Raw genomic sequence first — 20,945 nt, 5'->3', positions numbered from 1 at the left:
TGTCGTTGGCCCGGCGCTGGGAGCAGTTGGCCCGGGCCTGGCTGCTGATGACCCGCCAGGTGGGCCTCGTCGGGCAGCGCGACGACCGGGACCGGCCGATCGGGGCGCTCTCGCCCGAGGCGGAGCGGGCCAATGCGCCGGCCGCCCGGCGGGCCGTGCTGGCGGAGCTCGCCGACCTGGAACCGGCCGTCGCGCCCACCCCGGAGGAGGTGCTGGAACTGCTCGACTGGCGGGCGCCCCGGCGCAGTCGGGGCCGGGAGGCCGCGCACCGGGAGGCGCTGGTGGAGGCGGCCCGGCTGGGCGTGACCGGGCTCGGGGCGCTCACCTCGTACGGGCGGCTGCTGCTGACCGACGTGGCCGAGGCCGACGAGCGGGGCGGGGACGACCCGCTCGGGCTGCACGCCGACGCCGAGGACGCGTCCACGGCGGTGCGGGCGCTCGACGGGCTACTGCCCGCGCCGGTCGACCACTTCCTGGTGCAGGCCGACCTGACCGTGGTGGTGCCCGGCCCGCCCGACCCGGCGCTCGCCGGCGAGCTGGAGGTGGTGGCCGAGCACGAGTCGGCGGGCGGGGCGAGCGTGCACCGGGTCACCACGGCCAGTGTGCGCCGGGCCCTGGACGCCGGGTACTCGGCCGACGACCTGCACGACCTGTTCCGCCGCCGGTCCCGCACCCCGGTCCCGCAGGGGCTGACGTACCTGGTGGACGACGTCGCGCGCAAGCACGGCGGGCTGCGGGTCGGCTCCGCCGGCGGGTACGTGCGCAGCGACGACGAGGCGCTGCTCGCGGAGGTGCTGTCGGACCGGCGGCTGGAGTCGCTGGCGTTCCGGCGGCTGGCCCCGACGGTGCTGGCCACCCCGTACCAGGTGAACCGGATGCTGATGGCGCTGCGCGACGCCGGGTACGCCCCGGTGCCGGAGGACGCCTCCGGGGCGGCGGTGCTGTACCGGCCGAGGACCCGGCGCGCCCCGGGTCGGGCACCGGTGAGCCGTGCCGTCGACCCGCTGGCGTCGCCGAAGCTGGCCATGCCCCGGCTGCTCGGGGTGGTGGAGCAGATCCGCCGGGGCGAGGCGGCGGCGCGGGCAGCCCGGCGGGCCCCGGCGGTGGTGCGCGGCAGCACGGCCGGCATCGGCCCGGCGCCGGCGCACGGGCACGCCGACGCCCTCGCCGTGCTCCAGCAGGCGGTGCGGGACAAGGCGCTGGTCTGGGTGGGGTACGTCGACGCGCACGGGGCGACGGCGTCCCGGCTGGTCCGGCCGGTGTCGATCGGGGCGGGCTACCTGCGCGCCGAGGACGAGCGCACGGAGATGCTGCACACCTTCGCGCTGCACCGGATCACCGCGGCGGTGCTGGAGGGGACCTGAGCCGCCCGAGTGTTCAGCGGCGGTTGCGGCGGACGGTGCCGATCACGGAGACGGCCAGCAGCAGGGCGAACCCGGCCCCGGCGGACTCGCCGACGGAGGCGACGAAGCCCTGCCGCTGGACCAGCCAGCCGTAGAGGAACCAGCCGACGAGGAGCACGGCGGCGGTCGCGTACCCGAACAGGGCCGCCCCCGAGACCTCGCCGGCCGGCGTGGGATCGTCCTCGGCGGTCACGTGCCGGGCCGCCGACCGAAGAGCACCACCCGACTGCCCACCTTGCCCAACTCCCAGGCACGACGGGCGTCGGCGGGGAGCAGGTTGACGCAGCCGTGCGAGCCGATCGACTTGTCGTGCAGGTAGGTGGTGGTCTGGTGGTAGCCCATGCCCTGGGTGAAGTGCTGCCAGTACGGTAGCCACACCTCGTACGGGTCGGACCACTCCTTCACGTTCCGGTAGTTGATGGTGAACGTGCCGGCGGGGGTGGCGTAGCCGGGCATCCCGGTCCGGGTCACCGTCGGGCCCCACACCACCTTGCCGCCGCGCACCGCCCACGTGGTCTGCCGGGTCAGGTCGATGCAGAACGTGGTGCCGGAGCCGGCCTTGCAGCGCTTGGTGTCGGTGGTGGCCAGCCGCTTCGCCACGTCGTACGTGGTGGGGCCGGCGCGGCCGGCGGCGGGGCGGACGTCGTACCGCTGCTGGAACTTCTTGATCGCGGCGCAGTCGGCGGCGGACTGGCGGCCGTCCACGGTCACCCGCCCGAACCCGCCCAGCCTGGTCAGGTAGGTCTCCACCTCGCGCTGGTGCTCGCCCAGCGGGCAACCGGCCGGCTGCGTGGGCTTCGGCTTGGGCTTCGCCTTCGTCGGGGTGGGCTTCGGCTTGGCTTTCGTGGGGGTGGGCTTCGGTTCCGGCCGGGTCCGCTGGTCGGAGCCGGACGAACCGCCCGCCCCCGTTGCCTTCTCCGCAGAGCCGGCCTGGGCGAGCCCTCCTCCACGGCCACCCGGGTCGGCCTGCTGATCGGGCGTGCACGCACCGACGCCGACCAGCGTGACCACAGCCAGGGCGACGACCCGGGTGGTGAACCAAACCTGTCTCATGGGGCCTCCCCGAGTCGGTCGTCCCTCTGCTAGACGCCGGACGTACCGGAATGGTTGCACCTGGTGTCCGAATTTTCGGCCCCAAACCGGCTTCGTGCAACACTGGATGGTCGGTCTGGGGCGGGGTGGCCGCCCCCCGGGCGGCCGGCGACCAGGCCGAGGAGAGGACGCTGGCGTGAGCGGTGGACCACTGATCGTGCAGTCGGACAAGACCCTGCTGCTGGAGATCGACCACCCCGACGCCCAGTCCTGCCGGATGGCGATCGCGCCGTTCGCCGAGCTGGAACGCTCGCCGGAGCACGTGCACACGTACCGGCTCACCCCGCTCGGCCTGTGGAACGCCCGCGCCGCCGGCCACGACGCCGAGGCCGTGGTGGACGCGCTGTTGAAGTACAGCCGCTACCCGGTGCCGCACGCGCTGCTGGTCGACGTGGCGGAGACGATGGACCGGTACGGCCGGCTCCAGCTCGCCAACGACCCGGCGCACGGCCTGGTGCTGCGCGCCCTGGACCGGCTGGTGCTGATCGAGGTCGCCAAGAGCAAGAAGCTCGCCGGGATGCTCGGCGCGAAGCTCGACGACGACACGATCGCCGTGCACCCGTCCGAGCGGGGGCGGCTCAAGCAGGCGCTGCTCAAGCTCGGCTGGCCGGCGGAGGACCTCGCCGGGTACGTCGACGGCGAGGCGCACCCGATCGAGCTGGCCGAGGCCGGCAAGGACGGCGGGAAGCCGTTCACGCTGCGGTCGTACCAGCGGGAGGCCGTGGAGGCGTTCTGGGCCGGCGGGTCCGGGGTGGTGGTGCTGCCCTGCGGCGCGGGCAAGACCCTGGTCGGGGCGGCGGCGATGGCCGAGGCAAAGGCCACCACGCTGATCCTGGTCACCAACACCGTCGCCGGCCGGCAGTGGAAGCGCGAGCTGATCGCCCGCACCTCGCTGACCGAGGACGAGATCGGCGAGTACAGCGGCGAGCGCAAGGAGATCCGTCCGGTCACCATCGCCACGTACCAGGTGCTCACCTCGCGGCGCGGCGGCGCGTTCACCCACCTCGACCTGTTCGGAGCCCGCGACTGGGGCCTGGTCGTCTACGACGAGGTGCACCTGCTGCCCGCGCCGATCTTCCGGTTCACCGCGGACCTCCAGGCCCGCCGCCGGCTCGGCCTGACCGCCACCCTGGTCCGCGAGGACGGCCGGGAGGGCGACGTGTTCAGCCTGATCGGCCCCAAGCGGTACGACGCGCCGTGGAAGGACATCGAGCAGCAGGGCTGGATCGCCCCCGCCCAGTGCACCGAGGTACGGGTGACCCTCACCGACGCCGAGCGGATGTCCTACGCGACGGCGGAGTCCGAGGAGCGCTACCGGATGGCGGCCACCGCCCGCACCAAGCTGCCCGTGGTGCGGGCGCTGGTCGACCGGCACCCCGGCGAGCAGGTTCTTGTCATCGGCGGGTACATCGAGCAGTTGCACCAGCTCGGCGAGTACCTGGACGCCCCGATCGTGCAGGGGTCGACCACGAACAAGGAGCGGGAGCGGCTGTTCGACGCGTTCCGGTCAGGCGAGGTGCGGACCCTGGTGATCTCCAAGGTGGGCAACTTCTCCATCGACCTGCCCGAGGCGGCGGTGGCGATCCAGGTGTCGGGCACGTTCGGGTCGCGGCAGGAGGAGGCGCAGCGGCTGGGCCGGGTGCTGCGGCCGAAGGCCGACCGCCGGCAGGCCCACTTCTACACCGTCGTGTCCCGGGACACCATCGACACCGAGTACGCGGCACACCGGCAGCGGTTCCTCGCCGAGCAGGGGTACGCGTACACGATCATCGACGCCGACGACGTCCTGGGCCCGCCGCTGCCGACGGTCGACTGACGCGCGGACCGGCCACGCCCGGCCCAGGATCGGTTGTTCCCGGGCCGGGCGGAGGGGCGAACCCGGCCGACCGCGTTCAGGAGCGTCGGTGCAGGTACCGGGCGCGGCGGCCGGCGTCGCCGAACCCGAGCCGCCGGTACAGCACAGCGGCCGGGTTGTCGTCGTTGACGCAGAGCCACGCCTCCCCGGCGCCGTCGCCGGCCAGCGACCGCAGCGCGGTACCCACGAGGTACGCACCCACCCGCCGCTGCCGCCAGCCGGGCACCACGCCCACCTGGTCGATCCAGTTGTCGACGACGTTGACGAACCCGACGGCGGCACCGTCGGGGCCGTGGGCGATCAGCGACAGGTCCGGCCGGTACCCGTCGTCGTCCCACAGCTCGCCCAGCCACTCCTGCGCCTCGGGCGCCCGGAAGCCGGGCCGGTCGGCGAACGACGCCCGGTACGTCTCGAACAGCTCGGGGCCGGACTCCCGAGTCACCGGCCCGGTGCGCACCCCGTCGGGCGGCGACACGTCCGGCAGGGCGGCGAGGTCGTACCGCAGCACCCACTCGGCGAAGGTCCGCTCGAAGCCGCGCGCCACGAAGAGCCGCTCCGCCCCGGGGCTCCAGGACTCGGTGGTCAGCAGCAGGGCGGCATCCCCCGCCTGCTCCACGGCCCAGTCCAGCAGCCGGTCGCCGAGACCCCGCCCGCGCCAGCCCGGATGCACCATTCCGGTGCTGCCGGCCGGCTGCGTGCCCAGACCGACGCCGACGGCCGCGACCAGACGACCGTCGTGCCAGGCGCCGAGGGTACGGGTCTGGAGGAGCCGGGCCCGCAGCAGTGCGGGGCGGACGAACAGCGGCAGCCCGCCGTCGGCAGCCAGGCACGCCTCGGCCAGCTCCGTGAGCGCCCCGAGCTGTTCCTCACCGAACTCCTTCCAGGTGAGGGCGTCCACGCACCCGTCCGTCGCGTCCACAATGGTCCCTTCCTCGCGCCGCCGCCAGTGCCGTACGGCAAAGGTATGAGCCGCCAGTAGGCGGCCCGGACGTCAGCGGCGTCAACGCGATTTCGGGACCGCTGGCGCACCCGGCCCTGGCCTGAGGTTGTTCGCTCGCCGTTCACGGCCGGGACAGCTCCCGCTCGGCCGTGCGTGCCAGCCTCCGTCGCAGTCCGAGCAGACGGAGGACCACGTGGCACCGAAACGCACCCGCACCCCGACGGCCGGCATCGCCGCCGCCGCGCTGGCCATCACGGGCACGCTGGCCGTCGCCGGCCCGGCGGACGCCGGCCGGCACCGCCCCGCCGGGGGCCTCGCCTTCGACCGCGCCGCCACCTACCCCGTGTTCCAGAACCGCCCGGCCGGCGAGGACCCGGCGACGGAGACGGTCGCCGAGATCTCGGCCGTCAGCCCGGACGGCCGCACCCTGGTCTACACCGACGCGGCGGCACGCCGGATCGGCTTCCTCGACATCTCCCGCCCGGACCGGCCGCGCGGGCTCGGCACGCTCTCCCTCGCCCAGCTCGGCGACGCCGAGGACGAGCCCACCTCGGTGGCGATCCTCGGCCGGTACGCCCTGGTCGTGGTCAACACCAGCGCCAGCCACACCGCGCCCTCCGGCCGCCTCGACGTGATCGAGCTGGCCACCCGCCAGCGGGTACGCAGCATCGACCTCGGCGGGCAGCCGGACTCGATCGCGATCAGCCACGACCAGCGGTACGCGACGATCGCGATCGAGAACGAGCGCGACGAGGACGCCACCCCGCCCGGCGGCAAGAAGGGCGACCTGCCCCAGGCCCCCGCCGGCTTCGTGCAGATCGTCGACCTCGACGGCAGTGCGACGCCGCAGCGGTGGAAGCTGCGGACCGTGCCGCTGACCGCCGCCGGCGGCCAGGCGCTGCCGGCGCTGGCCGCCGCCGGGATCACCGAACCCACCGACCCGGAACCCGAGTACGTCTCGATCAGCGAAGGCAACCAGCTCGCGGTCACCCTCCAGGAGAACAACGGCATCGTCCTGGTGGACCTACCCACCGGTCGGATCACCCGAGCCTTCAGCGCCGGCACGGCCTCGGTCAGCGGAATCGACACCGTCAAGGACGGCAGGATCGACCTGACCGGCTCGACCACCGACGTTCCCCGCGAGCCCGACGCCGTGGCCTGGGTCGACGGCCGCTACCTGGCCACGGCCAACGAGGGTGACTGGCGGGGCGGCAGCCGCGGCTGGTCCGTCTTCGACAGCCGGACCGGTCAGGTGGCCTGGGACGCGGGCAACACCTTCGAACGCCTCGCCGTCCGCTACGGCCTGCACAACGATGACCGGGCCGCGAAGAAGGGCACCGAGCCGGAGGGCGTCACGATCGCCGAGTACCACGGGGTGCGGTACGCGTTCGTCGGCTCGGAGCGGAGCAACTTCGTCGCCGTGTACGACGTCGACCGGCCGACCGCCCCGGTCTTCCGCCAGGTCCTGCCCACCACCAACGGCCCGGAGGGCCTGCTGCCGATCCCGTCGCGGGGCCTGCTCGCCGTGTCCAGCGAGACCGACGACGCCGACGCGGGCGTACGCGCCTCGGTGTCGCTCTACCGGCTGGGCAGGGACACCCCCGGCTTCCCGAGCATCGTCTCGGCCGACGACGTGCAGGGCACGCCGATCGGCTGGGGAGCGCTCGGTGCCCTCTCCGCCGCACCGGGCCGGCCGCAGCAGCTCTACAGCGTCACCGACGCGGCGTACGACCCGACCCGGATCCTGACCGTCGACATCCGACGGTCGCCGGCGGTGATCACGAACTCCCTGCCCGTGACCGACGCCGACGGCAACCCGACCGGGTACGACGCGGAGGGGATCTTCGCCCGCCCGCAGGGCGGCTTCTGGCTCGCGGTCGAGGGCGCCAAGGGCACGGAGAACAAGCTGGTCCGGCTCGACGGCGACGGAAAGACCCAGCAGACCGTGCCGCTGCCGGCGGAGGTCGCCGCCGGGCTCGGCAAGCAGGGCTTCGAGGGGGTCACCGCCAGCACCGACCGGCACGGCCAGGAGATCGTCTGGGCGGTGCTCCAGCGCGAGGTGTCCACCGACCCGGCCGGCGTCGCCCGCATCGGACGGTACGACGTGGCGGCCGGGACGTGGAGCTGGTTCGGGTACCGGTTGGAGTCCACCGTCGTCCCAGGTGACTGGATCGGGCTGTCCGAGGTGACCGTGGTCGGCAACCGGCTCGCGATCATCGAACGGGACAAGCTGAACGGCCCCGCCGCCGCGATCAAGCGCGTCTACACCGTGCCGGTGCCCGCCGGCCCGGCCGCGCCGGGCCCACTGGCGGTGCTGCCGAAGACGCTCGCCGTCGACGTGCTGCCGGCGCTGCGCGCCACCGACGGCTGGACCCAGGAGAAGCTGGAGGGCCTGACCGTGGCCGGCAACGGCCAGGTGTACGCGGTCACCGACAACGACGCCGTCCAGGACGCCACGGGCGAGACGGTCCTGCTCCGACTCGGCCCCGCCGCGAAGGTGTTCGGCCGACCCTGACGCCTTGCCGCCCGGGTGCGGGCCGCGCTGACGCCGGGGGTCGACGGGCCATCAAAATGGTGGCCCGTCGACCCGACGGAGTGCCGGGTCAGCCCGCGCCGCCGGCCCGGAACGCCACCCAGGCGTCGCTCATCCGGTCCGCCTGGCCGGGCGTGAACATGTCCATGCAGGAGTCCTGCGTGTAGTCCATGAAGTTGAACAAGCTTCCCCGGCGTCATGTCGGCGAAATGGCGGTATCCCGCCGCTCGGATACCGCCACCTTCCCGACACGGCGGCCAGGGGGCACCGGTCACGTGGCGGTCGGCGGTCAGAGCACCCGGGTGATCTCCTCGGCGGCGATCCGGGCGTCGAGGCGGGACCGGTCGAGGTTGGCGCAGACGACCACGGACGCGCCGACGGACAGCGGGGCCAGGAGCCACTGCAGCGGCTGCTCGTGCTCGGCCGCGTCGACCAACAGGCGGTCGCCGGCCCGCAGGTCGAGCTGATCGGCCACTTCCCGGGCAAGCCGGCCCCAGGCACCAAAGCTGGTGCCGTCGGGGGTGGCCGCCTCCGCCGGGTGGACGCCGACGTAGTCGGGCGGCGCGTCGGTGTGCCGGAGCACCTCGACGTCCCAGTCGAGCCAGCCGACGGGCACCTCCGCCAGCGGACCGCGCCCGGTGCCGACGAGGTACCGGTGCACGCCGTCGGGCACGTCCTCCAGCCAGTCGTCGAGCCGCTCCGGGGTGACGAACACCGCGTCGTACGGCCGGTCCCCGCCCGGCTCCAGGACCGGCAACCCGGCGGTAGCGCGAGGCCGGAACGACACGGCCATCCCCACCGACCAGGCACCGAGCAACACCGCAGCGGTACGCCAGTGCGGCGGCAGCAGCACCGCGACCCGACTACCCGGGCCCAGCCCACAGCCGTCGCGCAGCAGCCCGGCGGTGCGCGCCGCCCAGCCGCCCAGGTCGGCGGCGCTCAGCGCGACCCGCTCGCCGGTCGCGTCGTCGCAGAAGGTGAACAGCGGCCGGTCGACGTCGGCCGGCCCGGCAACCGACAGGGACACCACGTCCGGCGTTCCCATCGCACACCTCCCTGTCAGCGCGGCCCACTCGGGCCACGGTAGGTCACCGTACCGCCACGAGCGGGGCCGCCCTCGCCGGTGTCGGTTAGCGGGGTTGGTTGGCTGGTTGGTTGGTTAGGAGGGGCCCCTTGTACAACGGAATGCGATTGCAGGGGGTTCTTCCTCACACCTCCGGGCCGGCGGTGAGCAGCGGCGCCAGCAGGTCGCCGTGCCTGTCCACCCGCCTGAGCACCTCGACGGTGGTGTACGGCTTCGCTGCCGGGCGCTTGCCGGCCGCGCCGGCCTCCACCTCGTCCCACGTCAACGGGGTCGACACGGACGGCATCGGCTGGGCGCGCAAGGAGTACGGGGCGACCGTCGTCTTCGCCGCGTTGTTCTGGCTCCAGTCGATGAAGACCTTCCCGCCGCGCAGGTTCTTCGCCATCTTCGACACGATCAGCTTCGGGTGTTCGCCCTCCAGTTCCCGGGCGACGCGGTGGGCGTAGTCGGAGACGGCATCCGAGGATTGGGTGCCGGCGATCGGGCAGCAGAGCTGCATGCCCTTCTTGCCGGAGGTCTTGGGATAGCTGTCGATGCCGTCGCGAGCCAGCCGGTCGCGCAGCAGCAGCGCCACCTCGCAGCACTCGCGCAGCCCGGCCGGGGGGCCGGGATCCAGGTCGACGACCAGCAGGTCGGGGTGTGCGCCGATCTTCCACTGCGGCGTGTGCAGCTCCAGGGCGGCGAGGTTGGCCAGCCAGACGAGGGTGGGCAGGTCGTCGGCGACCACGTAGTCGATCGTCTCCCGGCCCTTGGTCGAGCCGGGGGCGGGCAGCGTCTCGGTGCGTACCCAGGCGGGGGTGGCAGCGGGGGCGTTCTTCTCGAAGAAGCTCTTGTCCTCCACCCCGTTGGGGTAGCGGATGCGGGTCAGCGCCCGGTCGGCGAGGTGTGGCAGGAGCACCGGGGCGATCCGGGTGTAGTAGTCGATCACCTCGCCCTTGGTGAAGCCCGCCGCCGGGTAGAGCACCTTGTCCAGGTTGGACAGCTCCAGGGGTCGGCCCTGCACGTCGACTTTGAGCCGGTCAGCCGGCATCGTCCACCTCCTCGGGCGGCTTGTCGGGGCGCAGCCGCAGCACCCGGGGGAAACGCAGCCGGCCGTCGGGGGTGCGCTGGCCGTACTTCACCTCCACCACGACCCTGGGGGTTACCCAGCTGGCGCCCCGGGCATCCTCGCGGGGCACGTCGCCGGCGAACGGGGAGTTCCCGGTCCGCAGCGGTTCCAGCTCGCGCAGTAGTTCCCGTTCGATGGCCGCGCCGATGCCGCCGCCGACGCGGCCCCGGTAGGCGAGCCGGCCGTCCGGGCGGGGCACCCCGACGAGCAGGCCGCCGATCTTGCGGGCCCCGGGTCGCCAGCCGCCGACGACGAAGTCGCCGGTGACCTCCAGCTTGACCTTCACCCAGTCGGGTGAGCGGACGCCGGGCCGGTAGGCCGAGCCGGTCCGCTTGGCCATCACCCCTTCGAGGCCGTGTTCGCCGGCCGCCTCGTAGGTGGCGCGGCCGTCGGCGAAGACCGGGGGCACGGCCCATCGGGCGCCGCCGAGGCCGAGGCCCTCCAGGGTCTCCCGGCGTTCGCGCCAGGGCCGGCCGGTGAGGTCCGCGCCGCGCAGCCGCAACACGTCGAAGATCAGGTACGTCACGGGGACGCTCGCCGCGAGCCGGGCCGCCTTCGCACTGTCCCGCACGTGCATCCGCTCGGCGAGCGCGGTGAAGGAGGGCTGCCCGGCCTGGTTGAGCAGCACCACCTCGCCGTCGAGCAGGGCGTCGTCGACCTGCTCGGCGAGGGTGATCAGCTCCGGGTACGCGGCGGTGATCTGCACGCCGGAGCGGGCATACAGGTGCTGCCGGCCGGCGACGATGTCGGCCAGCGCGCGTACGCCGTCCCACTTGAACTCGTACGCCCAGTCGGCGCCGACGGGCAGCGGGCCGGTCGTCGCGAGCATCGGCTTCAGCGGCGCGCCGGGCATTGTCTGACTGTAGTAGGGCAACAGAAGTCATCGCGCCCGCTTCGATCCTTTGGGATCCTGAGCTGAGTCGGGGAGAGGAGCGGGGGATGCGGGCGATCTGGAAGGGAGCGGTCTCGTTCGGGCTGGTCTCGATCGCGGTGAAGCTCTATTCGGCGACCGAGGAAAAGGACATCCGCTTCCACCAGGTGCATCGGGAGGACGGGGGGCGCATCCGGTACAAGCGCACCTGCTCGGTCTGCGGGGAGGAGGTCACCTACGACGACATCGCCAAGGGGTACGACATCGGCGGCGGCGAGATGGTGATCCTGACCGACGAGGACTTCGCGGACCTGCCGCTGACCACCTCGCACGCGATCGACGTGCTGGAGTTCGTCCCAGCGGAGCAGGTCGACCCGATCCTCTACAACAAGGCGTACTTCCTGGAGCCGGAGGGCGCGGCGACCAAGCCGTACGTGTTGCTGCGCGACGCGCTCGCCGACTCCGAGCGGGTGGCGATCGTGAAGGTGGCGCTGCGCCAACGGGAGCAGTTGGCCACCCTGCGGGTACGCGAGGGGGTGTTGCTGCTCAACACGATGCTGTGGCCGGACGAGGTCCGTACCCCCGCCTTCGGTTTCCTGGACGAGGACCTGAAGGTCCGGCCGCCGGAGCTGGCGATGGCCAGTTCGCTGATCGACTCGATGGCCGGCGAGTTCGAGCCGGAGGTCTTCACCGACGACTACCGGGCGGCGTTGCAGGAGGTCATCGACGCGAAGGTGGAGGGCCGGGAGGTGGTCCAGCCGGAGGAGGTCGAGGCGGCCCCGGCGGCGGCGGTGGACCTGATGGCGGCGCTGAAGGCGTCGGTGGAACGGGCCCGCGCGGCGCGCGGGGAGCAGCCGGAGCGTGGCGGCGAGCCGACCCCGATCACGTCGGCCCGATCGGCACAGAAGGCGGCGAAGGCTCCGGCGCGGAAAGCCGCCGACAAGAAGACGGCGGCGAAGAAGGCCGGCGGGGCGAAGAAGGCAGCGGGGGCGGAGCCCGCCGAGGGTACGAAGAAGGCGGCCCCGGGTAAGGCGGCGGGGAAGGCCGAGAAGAAGGCCCCGGCCCGAAAGGCCGCTCCGAAGAAGGCCGCCCCCCGCAAGACCGCGTAGCCCCACCCACCCTCCGTCCCCCGCGATCTTGCAGTTGCGGCCCCACCGAATCGGGATAAATACCACGGACAAGGGGCCGTAACTGCAAGATCGGCGCGCAGGGGGGAGGGGCAGGCCGGTCAGGAATCGAGAAGCACAGGTCAGGTGGGCGCAACTAGCGTGATCGGCATGGACATCACCATTCACACGAGCTTCCTGCCGCACACCGACCCGGACGCCTCGCTGGCCTTCTACCGCGACATTCTCGGCTTCGAGGTCCGCAACGACGTCGGGGCCGGCCAGATGCGCTGGATCACGGTCGGCCCCGCCGGGCAGCCCAGCACCTCCATTCTCCTGGCGCCGCCGGCCGTGGACCCTGGCATCACCGACGACGAGCGCCGCACCATCGCCGAGATGATGGCCAAGGGCACGTACGGCTGGATCCTGCTGGCCACCCCCGACCTGGACGGCACCTTCGAGAAGGTGCAGGCCAGCGACGCCGAGGTCGTCCAGGAGCCGACCGAGCAGCCGTACGGGATGCGTGACTGCGCCTTCCGCGACCCCGCCGGCAACCTGGTCCGGATCCAGGAACTGCGCTGAGAATGGCCGCTCCGCATGATCTGATCCGGGTGCAGGGTGCGCGCGAGAACAACCTGAAGGACGTCAGCGTCGAGCTACCGAAGCGCCAGTTGACGGTGTTCACCGGCGTGTCCGGCTCGGGCAAGAGTTCGCTGGTGTTCGGCACGATCGCGGCGGAGTCGCAGCGGTTGATCAACGAGACCTACAGCGCCTTCGTGCAGGGTTTCATGCCGACGCTGGCGCGGCCCGAGGTCGACGTGCTCGACGGGTTGACGACGGCGATCATCGTCGACCAGCAGCGGATGGGTGGCGACGCGCGTTCGACGGTCGGCACCGCCACCGACGCCAACGCGATGCTGCGCATCCTGTTCAGCCGGCTGGGGCAGCCGCACGTCGGCCCGCCGAGCGCGTTCTCGTTCAACGTCCCCTCGGTGCGGGCGAGCGGCGCGATCACGGTCGAACGCGGCGCCGGCAGGACGGTGCGGCAGACCTTCACCCGCACCGGCGGCATGTGTCCGCGCTGCGAGGGGCGGGGGACGGTCTCCGACCTCGACCTCGCCCAACTCTTCGACGACTCGAAGTCGATCGCGGAGGGCGCGATCACGATCCCCGGCTGGAAGGCCGACAACTTCTGGACGGTGCGGCTCTACGCCGAATCGGGCTTCTTCGACCCGAACAAGCCGATCCGCGAGTTCACCAGCAAGGAGATGCACGACTTCCTCCACCGGGAGCCGACCAAGGTGAAGGTGGAGGGCGTGAACCTCACCTACGAGGGGCTGATCCCCAAGGTGCAGAAGTCGTTCCTCACCAAGGACCGGGAGGCGATGCAGCCGCACATCCGGGCGTTCGTGGACCGGGCGGTCACCTTCACCGCGTGCCCGGAGTGCGGCGGCACCCGGCTCAGCGAGGCGGCCCGTGCCTCACGGATCGAGGGCGTCAACATCGCGGACGCCTGCGCGATGCAGATCAGCGACCTGGCCGAGTGGGTTCGTGGCCTCGACGAACCGTCGGTGGCGCCGCTGCTGGGCAAGCTGCACCAGACCCTCACCTCGTTCGTGGAGATCGGGCTGGGCTACCTCTCCCTGGACCGCCCCTCGGGGACGCTGTCGGGCGGCGAGGCGCAGCGGGTGAAGATGCTGCGTCACCTCGGTTCCCCGCTCACCGACGTCACGTACGTCTTCGACGAGCCCACCACGGGCCTGCACCCGCACGACATCAGGCGGATGAACGATCTGCTGCTGCGGCTGCGGGACAAGGGGAACACGGTGCTCGTGGTGGAGCACAAGCCAGACACGATCGCGATCGCCGACCACGTCGTCGACCTCGGTCCCGGCGCGGGTGCGGCGGGCGGCACCGTCTGCTTCGAGGGCACCGTCGAGGGGCTGCGGGCCAGCGACACCGTGACGGGCCGTCATTTCGGCGACCGGGCCGTCCTCCGGGAGACGGTGCGCACGCCCACGGGCCGGCTGCCGATCCGGGGTGCGGCGACGCACAACCTGCGCGACGTCGACGTCGACGTCCCGCTCGGGGTGCTCGTCGTCGTCACCGGCGTGGCCGGTTCGGGCAAGAGTTCGCTGGTGCACGGGTCGATTCCCGCCGACGCGGGGGTGGTGTCGATCGACCAGGGCCCCATCCGGGGTTCGCGCCGGAGCAACCCGGCGACGTACACGGGGCTGCTCGACCCGATCCGCAAGGCGTTCGCGAAGGCCAACGGCGTGAAGCCGGCACTGTTCAGCGCCAACTCCGAGGGCGCCTGTTCCGGCTGCAACGGTGCCGGGGTCGTCTACGTGGACCTGGCGATGATGGCCGGGGTCGCCACCGTCTGCGAGGAGTGCGAGGGGCGGCGGTTCGAGGCGTCGGTGCTGAACCATCTGCTCGGCGGCCGGGACATCAGCGAGGTGCTCGCGATGTCGGTGACCGAGGCGCGGGAGTTCTTCGCCACCGGCGAGGCGCGTACGCCTGCCGCCCAGGCGATCCTCGATCGCCTCGCCGATGTGGGGCTCGGGTACCTCACCCTGGGCCAGCCGCTCACCACGCTGTCCGGAGGCGAGCGGCAGCGGCTCAAGCTGGCCACCCACCTGGCGGCGAAGGGCGGCGTGTACGTGCTCGACGAGCCGACCGCCGGCCTGCACCTCGCCGACGTCGGGCAACTGCTGGGCCTGCTCGACCGGCTCGTCGACTCCGGCAAGTCGGTCATCGTCGTCGAGCACCACCTGGCGGTCATGGCGCACGCCGACTGGATCATCGATCTCGGCCCCGGAGCCGGCCACGACGGGGGTCGGATCGTCTTCGAGGGCACGCCCGCCGATCTCGTCGCCGCCCGCTCCACGCTCACCGGGGAGCACCTCGCGGCGTACGTCGGGAGGTGAGAAGGGGCCCCTTGTCAGCCGGGTGCGTCGGCGAGGGGCCCCTCCTTACGGTTCAGCCGCGGCCGAGCTTCTGGGTGGGGGTGATCCGGACGATCACCCGCACCTCGCCGGGCTTCCGGAACGGGTAGGTGTCCTGGCCGAGGTACTTCTTCGCCATCCGGTCGATGTGCGCGTCGGCCCCCTCCTCGACGAACTCGGCCGTGCCCTTGATCCACAGGGTGCGGAAGTCGTTGGCCTTGTCGGCCACGGAGACGGCCACGACGGGGTTGCGCTGGATGTTGGTGTACTTCTGCCGCCCCTTGGCGGTGTTGAACACAATGTGCTCGCCGTCCGTGTCCACCCAGACCGGCGTGACGTGCGGGCTGCCGTCGGGCTCGATGGTGGCCACGTGGGCGAGCTGCGGCTCGGCCAGCAGGGCCAGGTCTTCTTCGGTGAGAATCGCCATGGTCAAGAAATTACCCCCATGGCACCCACGCGCCGACGGAGTCGGGTCGGGACGGGGGCTGCCGAGGCAGCACCGTGGGCAGCAGGGCGGGTACCGTGAGCGCTGGTCTCGGCAGCGGCCGCCGGGCCCCCACCTTTTTGATCAGGGAGTCGACGTGAGCGAGCGTGTGCAGAACCGATCGGCGGGCCAGGGCCCGGGCAAGGCGGAGCGGCGGCTGGCCGCCCAGCTGGCGGCGAAGAAGGCCGCCGAAAAGAAGCGCCGCCTGCAGTCGATCCTCGGCGCGCTCGCCGGTCTCGCCGTGGTCGGCGTGCTGATCACGGTGTTCGTGGTGGTGAACCAGGGTAAGGACGACGCGCCCGAGCAGGCCGCCGCCAGCCCGTCGGCGAGCGCGCCGGCCGAGGAGCCCACCGCGCCGCCCGCCCCGCAGTTGCCCGAGGGGTCGGACCCGGCGCTGGCCAACAAGCCGAAGGTCGAGGCGGGCAAGGGCGAGCTGAAGAAGCTCACCGTGACGACGCTGATCAAGGGCAAGGGCCCGGCGGTGAAGGCCGGCCAGCAGATCACCACCAACTACGTAGGCGTCACCTACAAGGACGGTAAGGAGTTCGACGCCTCCTGGCGGAGCGGCCAGCCGGCCACCTTCCAGATCGGCGTCGGCGGCGTCATCAAGGGCTGGGACCAGGGTCTGGTCGGGGTGCCGGTGGGCAGCCGTGTGCAGCTCGACCTCCCGGCGGAGCTGGGGTACGGCAACAACCCGCCGGACGGTTATCCGGCCGGAGCGCTGCGCTTCGTCGTGGACGTGCTGGCAGCGCAGTAGCCGACCGATCCGGCCGGTTTCCCACCAGCCGGGTGCCCTGCGGTGCGTCGGCGGGATGCCGGGCCGATCGGCCCGGCATCCCGCGACACGTTGACCTCCGGTCAGATCAGGTCAGGTTAGGAAGTAGGAGTAGGTGGTCGAGCTGTTGTACGGCGCGTAGTTCCAGGCGTGGTACACCTGGCCCAACTGCCCCCACTTGGAGCGGACGTAGCTGCCGGTGCCCACCCAGATGCCCGAGTGATCGTCGCTGGCGTAGGACAACTTCATGCTGGAGAACCACTGGTACGGCACCTGCCATCGCGTGTAGCTGCCGTCCTGCCAGTACTTGTCGTCGCCGGGAGTGTTCATCCAGCGGTCGTTCGACGTGGACGTGGAGTACCAGGCGTAGGAGTGGCAGTTGTACTTCCGTGAGGAGTTCCGCTCAAGCGTCGCCGAAGGGTAGGTCGAGGTCACGTAGTTGTTGTTGGCCGTTATCTGCGCGCTGCTCAGCTCGTAGGTCGTCGTGGTAACGGAGACGGCGGTACCCCTGGGGGTGTAGACCGTGCTGGCGTAGTCCTGCGCGCTGAACCCGTCGGTGACCTCATGACGAGCGAGCGGCGCGGTCAGGTGCTGGCGCACGGCGTCCACGGTGGCGCGCGTGGCGCCCGGAACGAGTTGGATGCCTTCTCGCAGCAGCTGGGACTGTTTCCAGCTCCATCCCTCGCGGACAGCGAGTGCCCGACCGAGCAGGACGGCGGTGGGCTCCAGCCCCGCTTCGCCGTAAACCTCGGCGTGACTCTGCTTGGCGGCGAACTTCTCCAGACCGACGCGCAACAGCGATTCGAGTTGGCCCGCTGACATGGCGTGGAGAACCTGCGGTTGTGCGAGCACGGTCTCCAGCTTCCAGGCGTCGAGCGTCCGGTTGCCCGCCTGCAGCTCGGTGTCCGTCGAAGGGATGCCGACATCCAGTTTCCGGTAGCGGTCGAGCAGCACTGCGGCCGCGTCAGGGCGGCGCAGCAGCTCCCGGAGCCCGGTGAACCGGGCGGCCACCGCCTCGAATCCCTCCTGAACACTGTTGAATGCCAGTGCGTCGGGAAGCAGGGGATAGTCCAGCACCGCCGTGGTGAGCTGTTCCGTGCTCATTCTGGCGATGGTCGCACCGGGGATCTGGACGGCCTCCACCATGGCCTCGTGCGTGCCGAGACTGCGCCACTCGGACGTGCCGCTCTTGATCGTGTAGTGGAATGACGGGGCCGCCGCGCTCGCCGATTGTGCGGGCACGAGCCCGGCGGCCACCACCGTCACGGCTACCGAGAGGATTGCCCTTCTTGTGACCCAACTGGGTCTGCCCATCGCTGATCCCTTCGATCCGAGCCGGCCCAGCCGGCACTCTGGCGACTCAGTGCATCCACATGAGCACGCAGGGCAACACATTAATCGATGAACGTCACTTCCCTGCTACCTCGCTGGTCTGCTGACAGACTTCCGACAGCCATGAGGTCGACCGACCCGCCGGCCCGTTCGCCGCGCAGTAGGTCACAGCAGGGTTCCGCACGTTCACCGAGCGGCAGTAGGTTCAGCTCACCGCGGGCGTCGCCCGCTCGCGGCGACCATGCCCACCGACGCGGAGGTGCACGTGGCGGCGCTGGACGATCCGGGGCTCGCCCGGCTGATGTGGACGCACTTCGAGCCGGTGCACGCAATCACCTACTTCCATCCCCGGTCCCGCGCGGCCTACGAGGCGGTGGGGCTGCGCGGCTACTGGCGGGGGTACTTCGCCGGCCGGGCCGCCCCGCTGGGTGCCGTGGAGGCAGCCCCGGTGGTGGCCGCGTTCTTCACCTTCGCACCGCCCATGGTGGCGCGGGCGCTGCCGGCGGTGTGGCAGCTGGCCACCCCGGCCGAGGCGCTGCGGGCCCGGCTGACCGGGGCCGTGCAGGCGCTGGCCGAGCTGACGTACGAGTTGCCGGAGGGGCACCTCGCCGAGGCCGCCGAGCTGCTGGAGACGGCCGCCCGGGCGGCGCGGACGGCGGGCCGGGTGCTGGGTGCCGCGAACGCCGCCCTGCCGGCCGCCGAGTACCCGCTGGCCCGGCTGTGGCAGGCCGCGACGACGCTGCGCGAGCACCGGGGCGACGGGCACGTCGCGGCGCTGGTCGCCGCCGGCCTGGACCCGGTGGAGACGCTCGCCTGGAAGGTCGCTGAGGGCATGCCGGAGGTGAACCTGCTGGGCCGGGGCTGGTCGGAACAGGAGTGGCAGGCGGCGGCCGGGCGGCTCGTCGAGCGGGGATGGTTGACCGGGGACGGGAAGCCGACCGAGCACGGCCGGGCGGCGTTCCGGGCGGTGGAGGCCGCCACCGACGTGGCCGCCCTGCACCCGTGGGAGGCGCTCGGCGCGGACGGTACGGACCGGCTGCGCGAGTTGCTGGAGCCGGTGGCCCGGGCGGGGCACACGGTGATCCCGCCGGACAGCCCGATCGGCCTGCCGCAGCTGCCGGCCTGACACCACCCCGCCCCGGCGGTACGCCCCGCCAGGAGCGGACCCGCCGGGAGCGGGCTTGTCGGGAGCAGACCTGGCGGGAGCGGTACGCCCGGCCCGGCTCGCCCGTCGGGAGCGGGCCTCCCGGGCGGATGGGCGGCCGGCGGCTCGGGCAGGATGGGGGCGTGGCGGATGCGGTGGTCTTCGACCTGGACGGCGTGATCGTGGACTCCGAGCCGGTCTGGGAGGAGGTGCGCCGGGCGTACGTGGCGGCGCACGGCGGCACCTGGCAGCCGGACACCCAGCGGCGGCTGATGGGGATGAGCACCGGCGAGTGGGCCCGGTACCTCAGCGGCGAGCTGGGCGTGGGCCGGACGGCCGAGCAGGTGGCCGCCGAGGTGGTGGACGAGATGGCCCGACGGTACGCCGAGCGCGTACCGGTGATCGACGGGGCCGACGAGGTGGTGCGCCGGCTGGCCGCGCGGTGGCCGCTGGGGTTGGCCAGTTCCTCGCCGACCCGGCTGATCGCGGCGGCGCTGGCGGCGACGGGCCTGACCGGCGCGTTCGGCGCGACGCTGTCGACGGAGGAGACGGAGCGGGGCAAGCCCGCCCCGGACGTGTACCTGGAGGTGGCCCGGCGGCTCGGTGTCGACCCGGCGCGCTGCATGGCGGTGGAGGACTCCTCGAACGGGGTGCGGTCGGCCGCTGCGGCGGGCATGCGGGTGGTGGCGGTGCCGCACGGGGCGTACCCGTTGGATCCGGACGCCGAGCGGCTCGCTGCCGTGGTGCTGCCGGCGGTGGGTGAGCTGACTCCGGAGGTCGTCGCCGCCCTCGGCTGATCCCGCGCGGATCGGTCGGCCGGGCTGCCTGAGCGGATCGCTCGGCCGGCCTGCCTGAATCGCGGCCTGCCTGATCGCGGCCTGCCTGTCCCGGCCCCGCGCGGCGCTCAGATCGCCCGGCTCCGGCTCGTCCAGGGCAGCCGCCGCCCGGCCGCTGGCAGGGCCGGGCGGCCGGGCGGCGGCGCGGGTTCGTCGTAGCGCGGCGCGTCGGCGCGGTCCGCGTCCGGCCCCGCCCGCCCCATCGAGGGCGGCGTCGCGCCCACCACCGTTATGTCCCGCATCGGCACTCCCTTACCTCCGTGTACCTGGCTATACGGTTCCGGCGCCGGGTGGGATCGGAATGAAGCGAGATCACCCGGGTAGCGGACCGGGGAAGGCCCGCGACGGGGCCCGCCGCGCGAGGGTGAGGAGTGACGGCGATGAGGGCGATCGTGTACGAGACCAATGGCGACGCGTCGGTGCTGCGCCTGGTCGACCGGCCGGTGCCGGAGCCGGGGCCCGGCGAGGTGCTGGTCCGGGTGGCCGTCTCCGGGGTGAACCCGACCGACTGGAAGGCCCGCCGGATCGGGCCGCCGCCAGGGGGCTGGCAGACTCCCGGCCAGGACGGCGCGGGGGTGGTCGAGGCGGTCGGCACGGGGGTCGACCGTGGCCTGATCGGCGAGCGGGTGTGGCTCTGGGAGGCCGCCTGGCAGCGCCCGTGGGGGACCGCCGCCGAGTACACGGTGGTCCCGGTCCGGCAGGCGGTCCCCCTCGGCGACGCCTCCTTCGACCTGGGGGCGGCCCTGGGCATCCCGTTCCTCACCGCGCACCGCTGCCTGACCGCCGGGGAGGCCATGCCGGGCAAGCTGCACGCCGGGGCGCTGGCCGACCACACCGTGCTGGTACAGGGCGGGGCGGGGGCGGTCGGCAACGCGGCGATCCAGCTCGCCCGCTGGGCCGACGCCACCGTCATCGCCACCGTCAGCAGCGCGGAGAAGGCGAACCTCGCGGCGGCGGCCGGCGCGTCGTTCGTCGTCGACTACCGCGAACAGGACGTCGTCGAGGAGGTCCGCAAGTTCACCCCGGACGGCGTGCACACGATCGTCGAGGTGTCGCCGGCGCGGAACGCGGCGGCCGACGTGCGGCTGCTGCGCTCCGGCGGGGCGGTCTGCGTGTACGCCGACAACGGCGGGGACGAGGTGACCCTCCCGGTCCGCCCGCTGATGGCACCGAACGCGAGCTGGCACTTCGTGCTGGTCTACACCGCACCGGCGGTGGCCAAGGCACAGGCCGTCGCCGACGTGGCGGCGGCCGTGGCGCAGGGCGGCGTACGGGTCGGCGAGGCGGCCGGCCTGCCGCTGCACCACCACTCGCTCGCCGCCACGGCGGCGGCCCAGGTGGCGGTGGAGAACTCGGTGGTCGGCAAGGTGCTAATCACGGCAGGCGAATGACCGCGTTCACCGGTTGTTTTCCCCGTCGCCGGGACAGAGCCGA

The 20,945-nt window shown here is 72.7% G+C and carries 19 protein-coding genes; 10 read left to right on the top strand and 9 right to left on the bottom strand.

From position 1 onward, the window contains the following. The coding region (locus MCAG_RS17020) for a helicase-associated domain-containing protein (RefSeq protein ID WP_036373830.1) at positions 1–1,364 on the top strand (1,364 nt) is incomplete at its 5' end. Positions 1,365–1,377: 13 nt separating this feature from the next. Here the strand turns inward: MCAG_RS17020 and MCAG_RS17015 are convergent. Next, positions 1,378–1,596, bottom strand: a complete 219-nt coding sequence (locus MCAG_RS17015) for a hypothetical protein (RefSeq protein ID WP_007074223.1) — start codon at positions 1,594–1,596, stop codon at positions 1,378–1,380. Beyond that, positions 1,593–2,456, bottom strand: coding sequence for a L,D-transpeptidase (locus MCAG_RS17010; protein ID WP_007074222.1), 864 nt, complete (start codon positions 2,454–2,456; stop codon positions 1,593–1,595). The genes MCAG_RS17015 and MCAG_RS17010 overlap by 4 nt, the downstream gene beginning before the upstream one ends. Positions 2,457–2,631: 175 nt before the next feature. On the opposite strand from MCAG_RS17010, the gene MCAG_RS17005 reads away from it, so the two are divergent. After that, positions 2,632–4,311, top strand: coding sequence for a DNA repair helicase XPB (locus MCAG_RS17005; RefSeq protein ID WP_007074221.1), 1,680 nt, complete (start codon positions 2,632–2,634; stop codon positions 4,309–4,311). A 76-nt stretch (positions 4,312–4,387) separates the two neighbouring features. Here the strand turns inward: MCAG_RS17005 and MCAG_RS17000 are convergent, their stop codons facing one another. Continuing rightward, positions 4,388–5,269: a GNAT family N-acetyltransferase gene (locus tag MCAG_RS17000; RefSeq protein WP_007074220.1), complete on the bottom strand. Its 882-nt coding sequence runs from the start codon at positions 5,267–5,269 to the stop codon at positions 4,388–4,390. Positions 5,270–5,483: 214 nt separating this feature from the next. On the opposite strand from MCAG_RS17000, the gene MCAG_RS16995 reads away from it, so the two are divergent. Next, a complete protein-coding gene (locus tag MCAG_RS16995; protein ID WP_007074219.1) occupies positions 5,484–7,805 on the top strand; it encodes an esterase-like activity of phytase family protein in 2,322 nt (773 codons plus the stop codon). Between the two features lie 307 nt (positions 7,806–8,112). Here MCAG_RS16995 and MCAG_RS16990 read toward each other — a convergent pair whose 3' ends face one another. The 3 genes from MCAG_RS16990 to ligD (MCAG_RS16980) form a co-directional block, all read right to left on the bottom strand. Continuing rightward, positions 8,113–8,868, bottom strand: a complete 756-nt coding sequence (locus MCAG_RS16990; RefSeq protein ID WP_007074218.1) for a TIGR03089 family protein — start codon at positions 8,866–8,868, stop codon at positions 8,113–8,115. A 163-nt stretch (positions 8,869–9,031) separates the two neighbouring features. Further along, positions 9,032–9,937: a non-homologous end-joining DNA ligase gene (ligD, locus tag MCAG_RS16985; protein ID WP_007074217.1), complete on the bottom strand. Its 906-nt coding sequence runs from the start codon at positions 9,935–9,937 to the stop codon at positions 9,032–9,034. Then, the gene (gene ligD / locus MCAG_RS16980) at positions 9,927–10,868 is read right to left on the bottom strand and encodes a non-homologous end-joining DNA ligase (protein WP_007074216.1); all 942 of its coding nucleotides are present in this window, start codon (positions 10,866–10,868) and stop codon (positions 9,927–9,929) included. Before ligD (MCAG_RS16980) ends, ligD (MCAG_RS16985) begins: the two co-directional genes overlap by 11 nt. A gap of 86 nt (positions 10,869–10,954) precedes the next feature. Between ligD (MCAG_RS16980) and MCAG_RS16975 the strand changes: the two genes are divergently transcribed. From MCAG_RS16975 to MCAG_RS16965, 3 genes are all read left to right on the top strand, one after another. After that, the gene (locus MCAG_RS16975; protein ID WP_007074215.1) at positions 10,955–11,995 is read left to right on the top strand and encodes a Ku protein; all 1,041 of its coding nucleotides are present in this window, start codon (positions 10,955–10,957) and stop codon (positions 11,993–11,995) included. Positions 11,996–12,163: 168 nt separating this feature from the next. Continuing rightward, positions 12,164–12,574, top strand: a complete 411-nt coding sequence (locus MCAG_RS16970) for a VOC family protein (RefSeq protein ID WP_007074214.1) — start codon at positions 12,164–12,166, stop codon at positions 12,572–12,574. A 2-nt stretch (positions 12,575–12,576) separates the two neighbouring features. Continuing rightward, positions 12,577–14,922 carry an excinuclease ABC subunit UvrA gene (locus MCAG_RS16965; RefSeq protein ID WP_036373826.1) on the top strand — a complete coding sequence of 782 codons (2,346 nt, stop codon included), beginning with the start codon at positions 12,577–12,579 and terminating at the stop codon, positions 14,920–14,922. A gap of 52 nt (positions 14,923–14,974) precedes the next feature. Here the strand turns inward: MCAG_RS16965 and MCAG_RS16960 are convergent, their stop codons facing one another. Continuing rightward, on the bottom strand, positions 14,975–15,367 hold the full coding sequence (locus MCAG_RS16960) for a PPOX class F420-dependent oxidoreductase (RefSeq protein ID WP_036373823.1): 393 nt from the start codon (positions 15,365–15,367) through the stop codon (positions 14,975–14,977). Positions 15,368–15,521: 154 nt separating this feature from the next. Here MCAG_RS16960 and MCAG_RS16955 point away from each other — a divergent pair, with 154 nt between their 5' ends. Continuing rightward, positions 15,522–16,181, top strand: a complete 660-nt coding sequence (locus tag MCAG_RS16955; RefSeq protein WP_007074211.1) for an FKBP-type peptidyl-prolyl cis-trans isomerase — start codon at positions 15,522–15,524, stop codon at positions 16,179–16,181. 111 nt (positions 16,182–16,292) lie between these two features. Here the strand turns inward: MCAG_RS16955 and MCAG_RS29735 are convergent, their stop codons facing one another. Then, positions 16,293–17,465 (bottom strand): hypothetical protein, encoded by a 1,173-nt coding sequence (locus MCAG_RS29735; protein WP_050777986.1) that lies wholly within the window; start codon positions 17,463–17,465, stop codon positions 16,293–16,295. Between the two features lie 367 nt (positions 17,466–17,832). On the opposite strand from MCAG_RS29735, the gene MCAG_RS16945 reads away from it, so the two are divergent. Then, complete coding sequence (locus tag MCAG_RS16945) at positions 17,833–18,657, top strand: hypothetical protein (RefSeq protein WP_036377322.1); 825 nt, start codon at positions 17,833–17,835, stop codon at positions 18,655–18,657. A gap of 128 nt (positions 18,658–18,785) precedes the next feature. Then, entirely contained in the window at positions 18,786–19,472 is a 687-nt protein-coding gene (locus MCAG_RS16940) for an HAD family phosphatase (RefSeq protein ID WP_007074208.1), read from the top strand. A gap of 107 nt (positions 19,473–19,579) precedes the next feature. Here MCAG_RS16940 and MCAG_RS16935 read toward each other — a convergent pair whose 3' ends face one another. After that, positions 19,580–19,753: a hypothetical protein gene (locus MCAG_RS16935; RefSeq protein WP_157548104.1), complete on the bottom strand. Its 174-nt coding sequence runs from the start codon at positions 19,751–19,753 to the stop codon at positions 19,580–19,582. A gap of 138 nt (positions 19,754–19,891) precedes the next feature. Here MCAG_RS16935 and MCAG_RS16930 point away from each other — a divergent pair, with 138 nt between their 5' ends. After that, a complete protein-coding gene (locus MCAG_RS16930) occupies positions 19,892–20,902 on the top strand; it encodes an NADPH:quinone reductase (RefSeq protein ID WP_007074207.1) in 1,011 nt (336 codons plus the stop codon). Positions 20,903–20,945: the final 43 nt, after the last annotated feature.

This window comes from Micromonospora sp. ATCC 39149, from assembly GCF_000158815.1.
In the GTDB taxonomy this organism is placed as follows: domain Bacteria; phylum Actinomycetota; class Actinomycetes; order Mycobacteriales; family Micromonosporaceae; genus Micromonospora.
The sequence above is the reverse complement of the archived record's forward strand: the minus strand, read 5'-3'. Positions and strand labels throughout refer to the sequence as shown.

Coding starts and splice junctions, on each gene's coding strand:
- MCAG_RS17010 (WP_007074222.1), bottom strand. CDS start 2,456: ATGAGACAGGTTTGGTTCACCACCCGGGTCGTCGCCCTGGCTGTGGTC.
- MCAG_RS16990 (WP_007074218.1), bottom strand. CDS start 8,868: ATGGGAACGCCGGACGTGGTGTCCCTGTCGGTTGCCGGGCCGGCCGAC.
- ligD (WP_007074217.1), bottom strand. CDS start 9,937: ATGCCGGCTGACCGGCTCAAAGTCGACGTGCAGGGCCGACCCCTGGAG.
- ligD (WP_007074216.1), bottom strand. CDS start 10,868: ATGCCCGGCGCGCCGCTGAAGCCGATGCTCGCGACGACCGGCCCGCTG.
- MCAG_RS16975 (WP_007074215.1), top strand. CDS start 10,955: ATGCGGGCGATCTGGAAGGGAGCGGTCTCGTTCGGGCTGGTCTCGATC.
- MCAG_RS16970 (WP_007074214.1), top strand. CDS start 12,164: ATGGACATCACCATTCACACGAGCTTCCTGCCGCACACCGACCCGGAC.
- MCAG_RS16965 (WP_036373826.1), top strand. CDS start 12,577: ATGGCCGCTCCGCATGATCTGATCCGGGTGCAGGGTGCGCGCGAGAAC.
- MCAG_RS16960 (WP_036373823.1), bottom strand. CDS start 15,367: ATGGCGATTCTCACCGAAGAAGACCTGGCCCTGCTGGCCGAGCCGCAG.
- MCAG_RS16945 (WP_036377322.1), top strand. CDS start 17,833: ATGTGGACGCACTTCGAGCCGGTGCACGCAATCACCTACTTCCATCCC.
- MCAG_RS16940 (WP_007074208.1), top strand. CDS start 18,786: ATGGGCGGCCGGCGGCTCGGGCAGGATGGGGGCGTGGCGGATGCGGTG.
- MCAG_RS16935 (WP_157548104.1), bottom strand. CDS start 19,753: ATGCGGGACATAACGGTGGTGGGCGCGACGCCGCCCTCGATGGGGCGG.
- MCAG_RS16930 (WP_007074207.1), top strand. CDS start 19,892: ATGAGGGCGATCGTGTACGAGACCAATGGCGACGCGTCGGTGCTGCGC.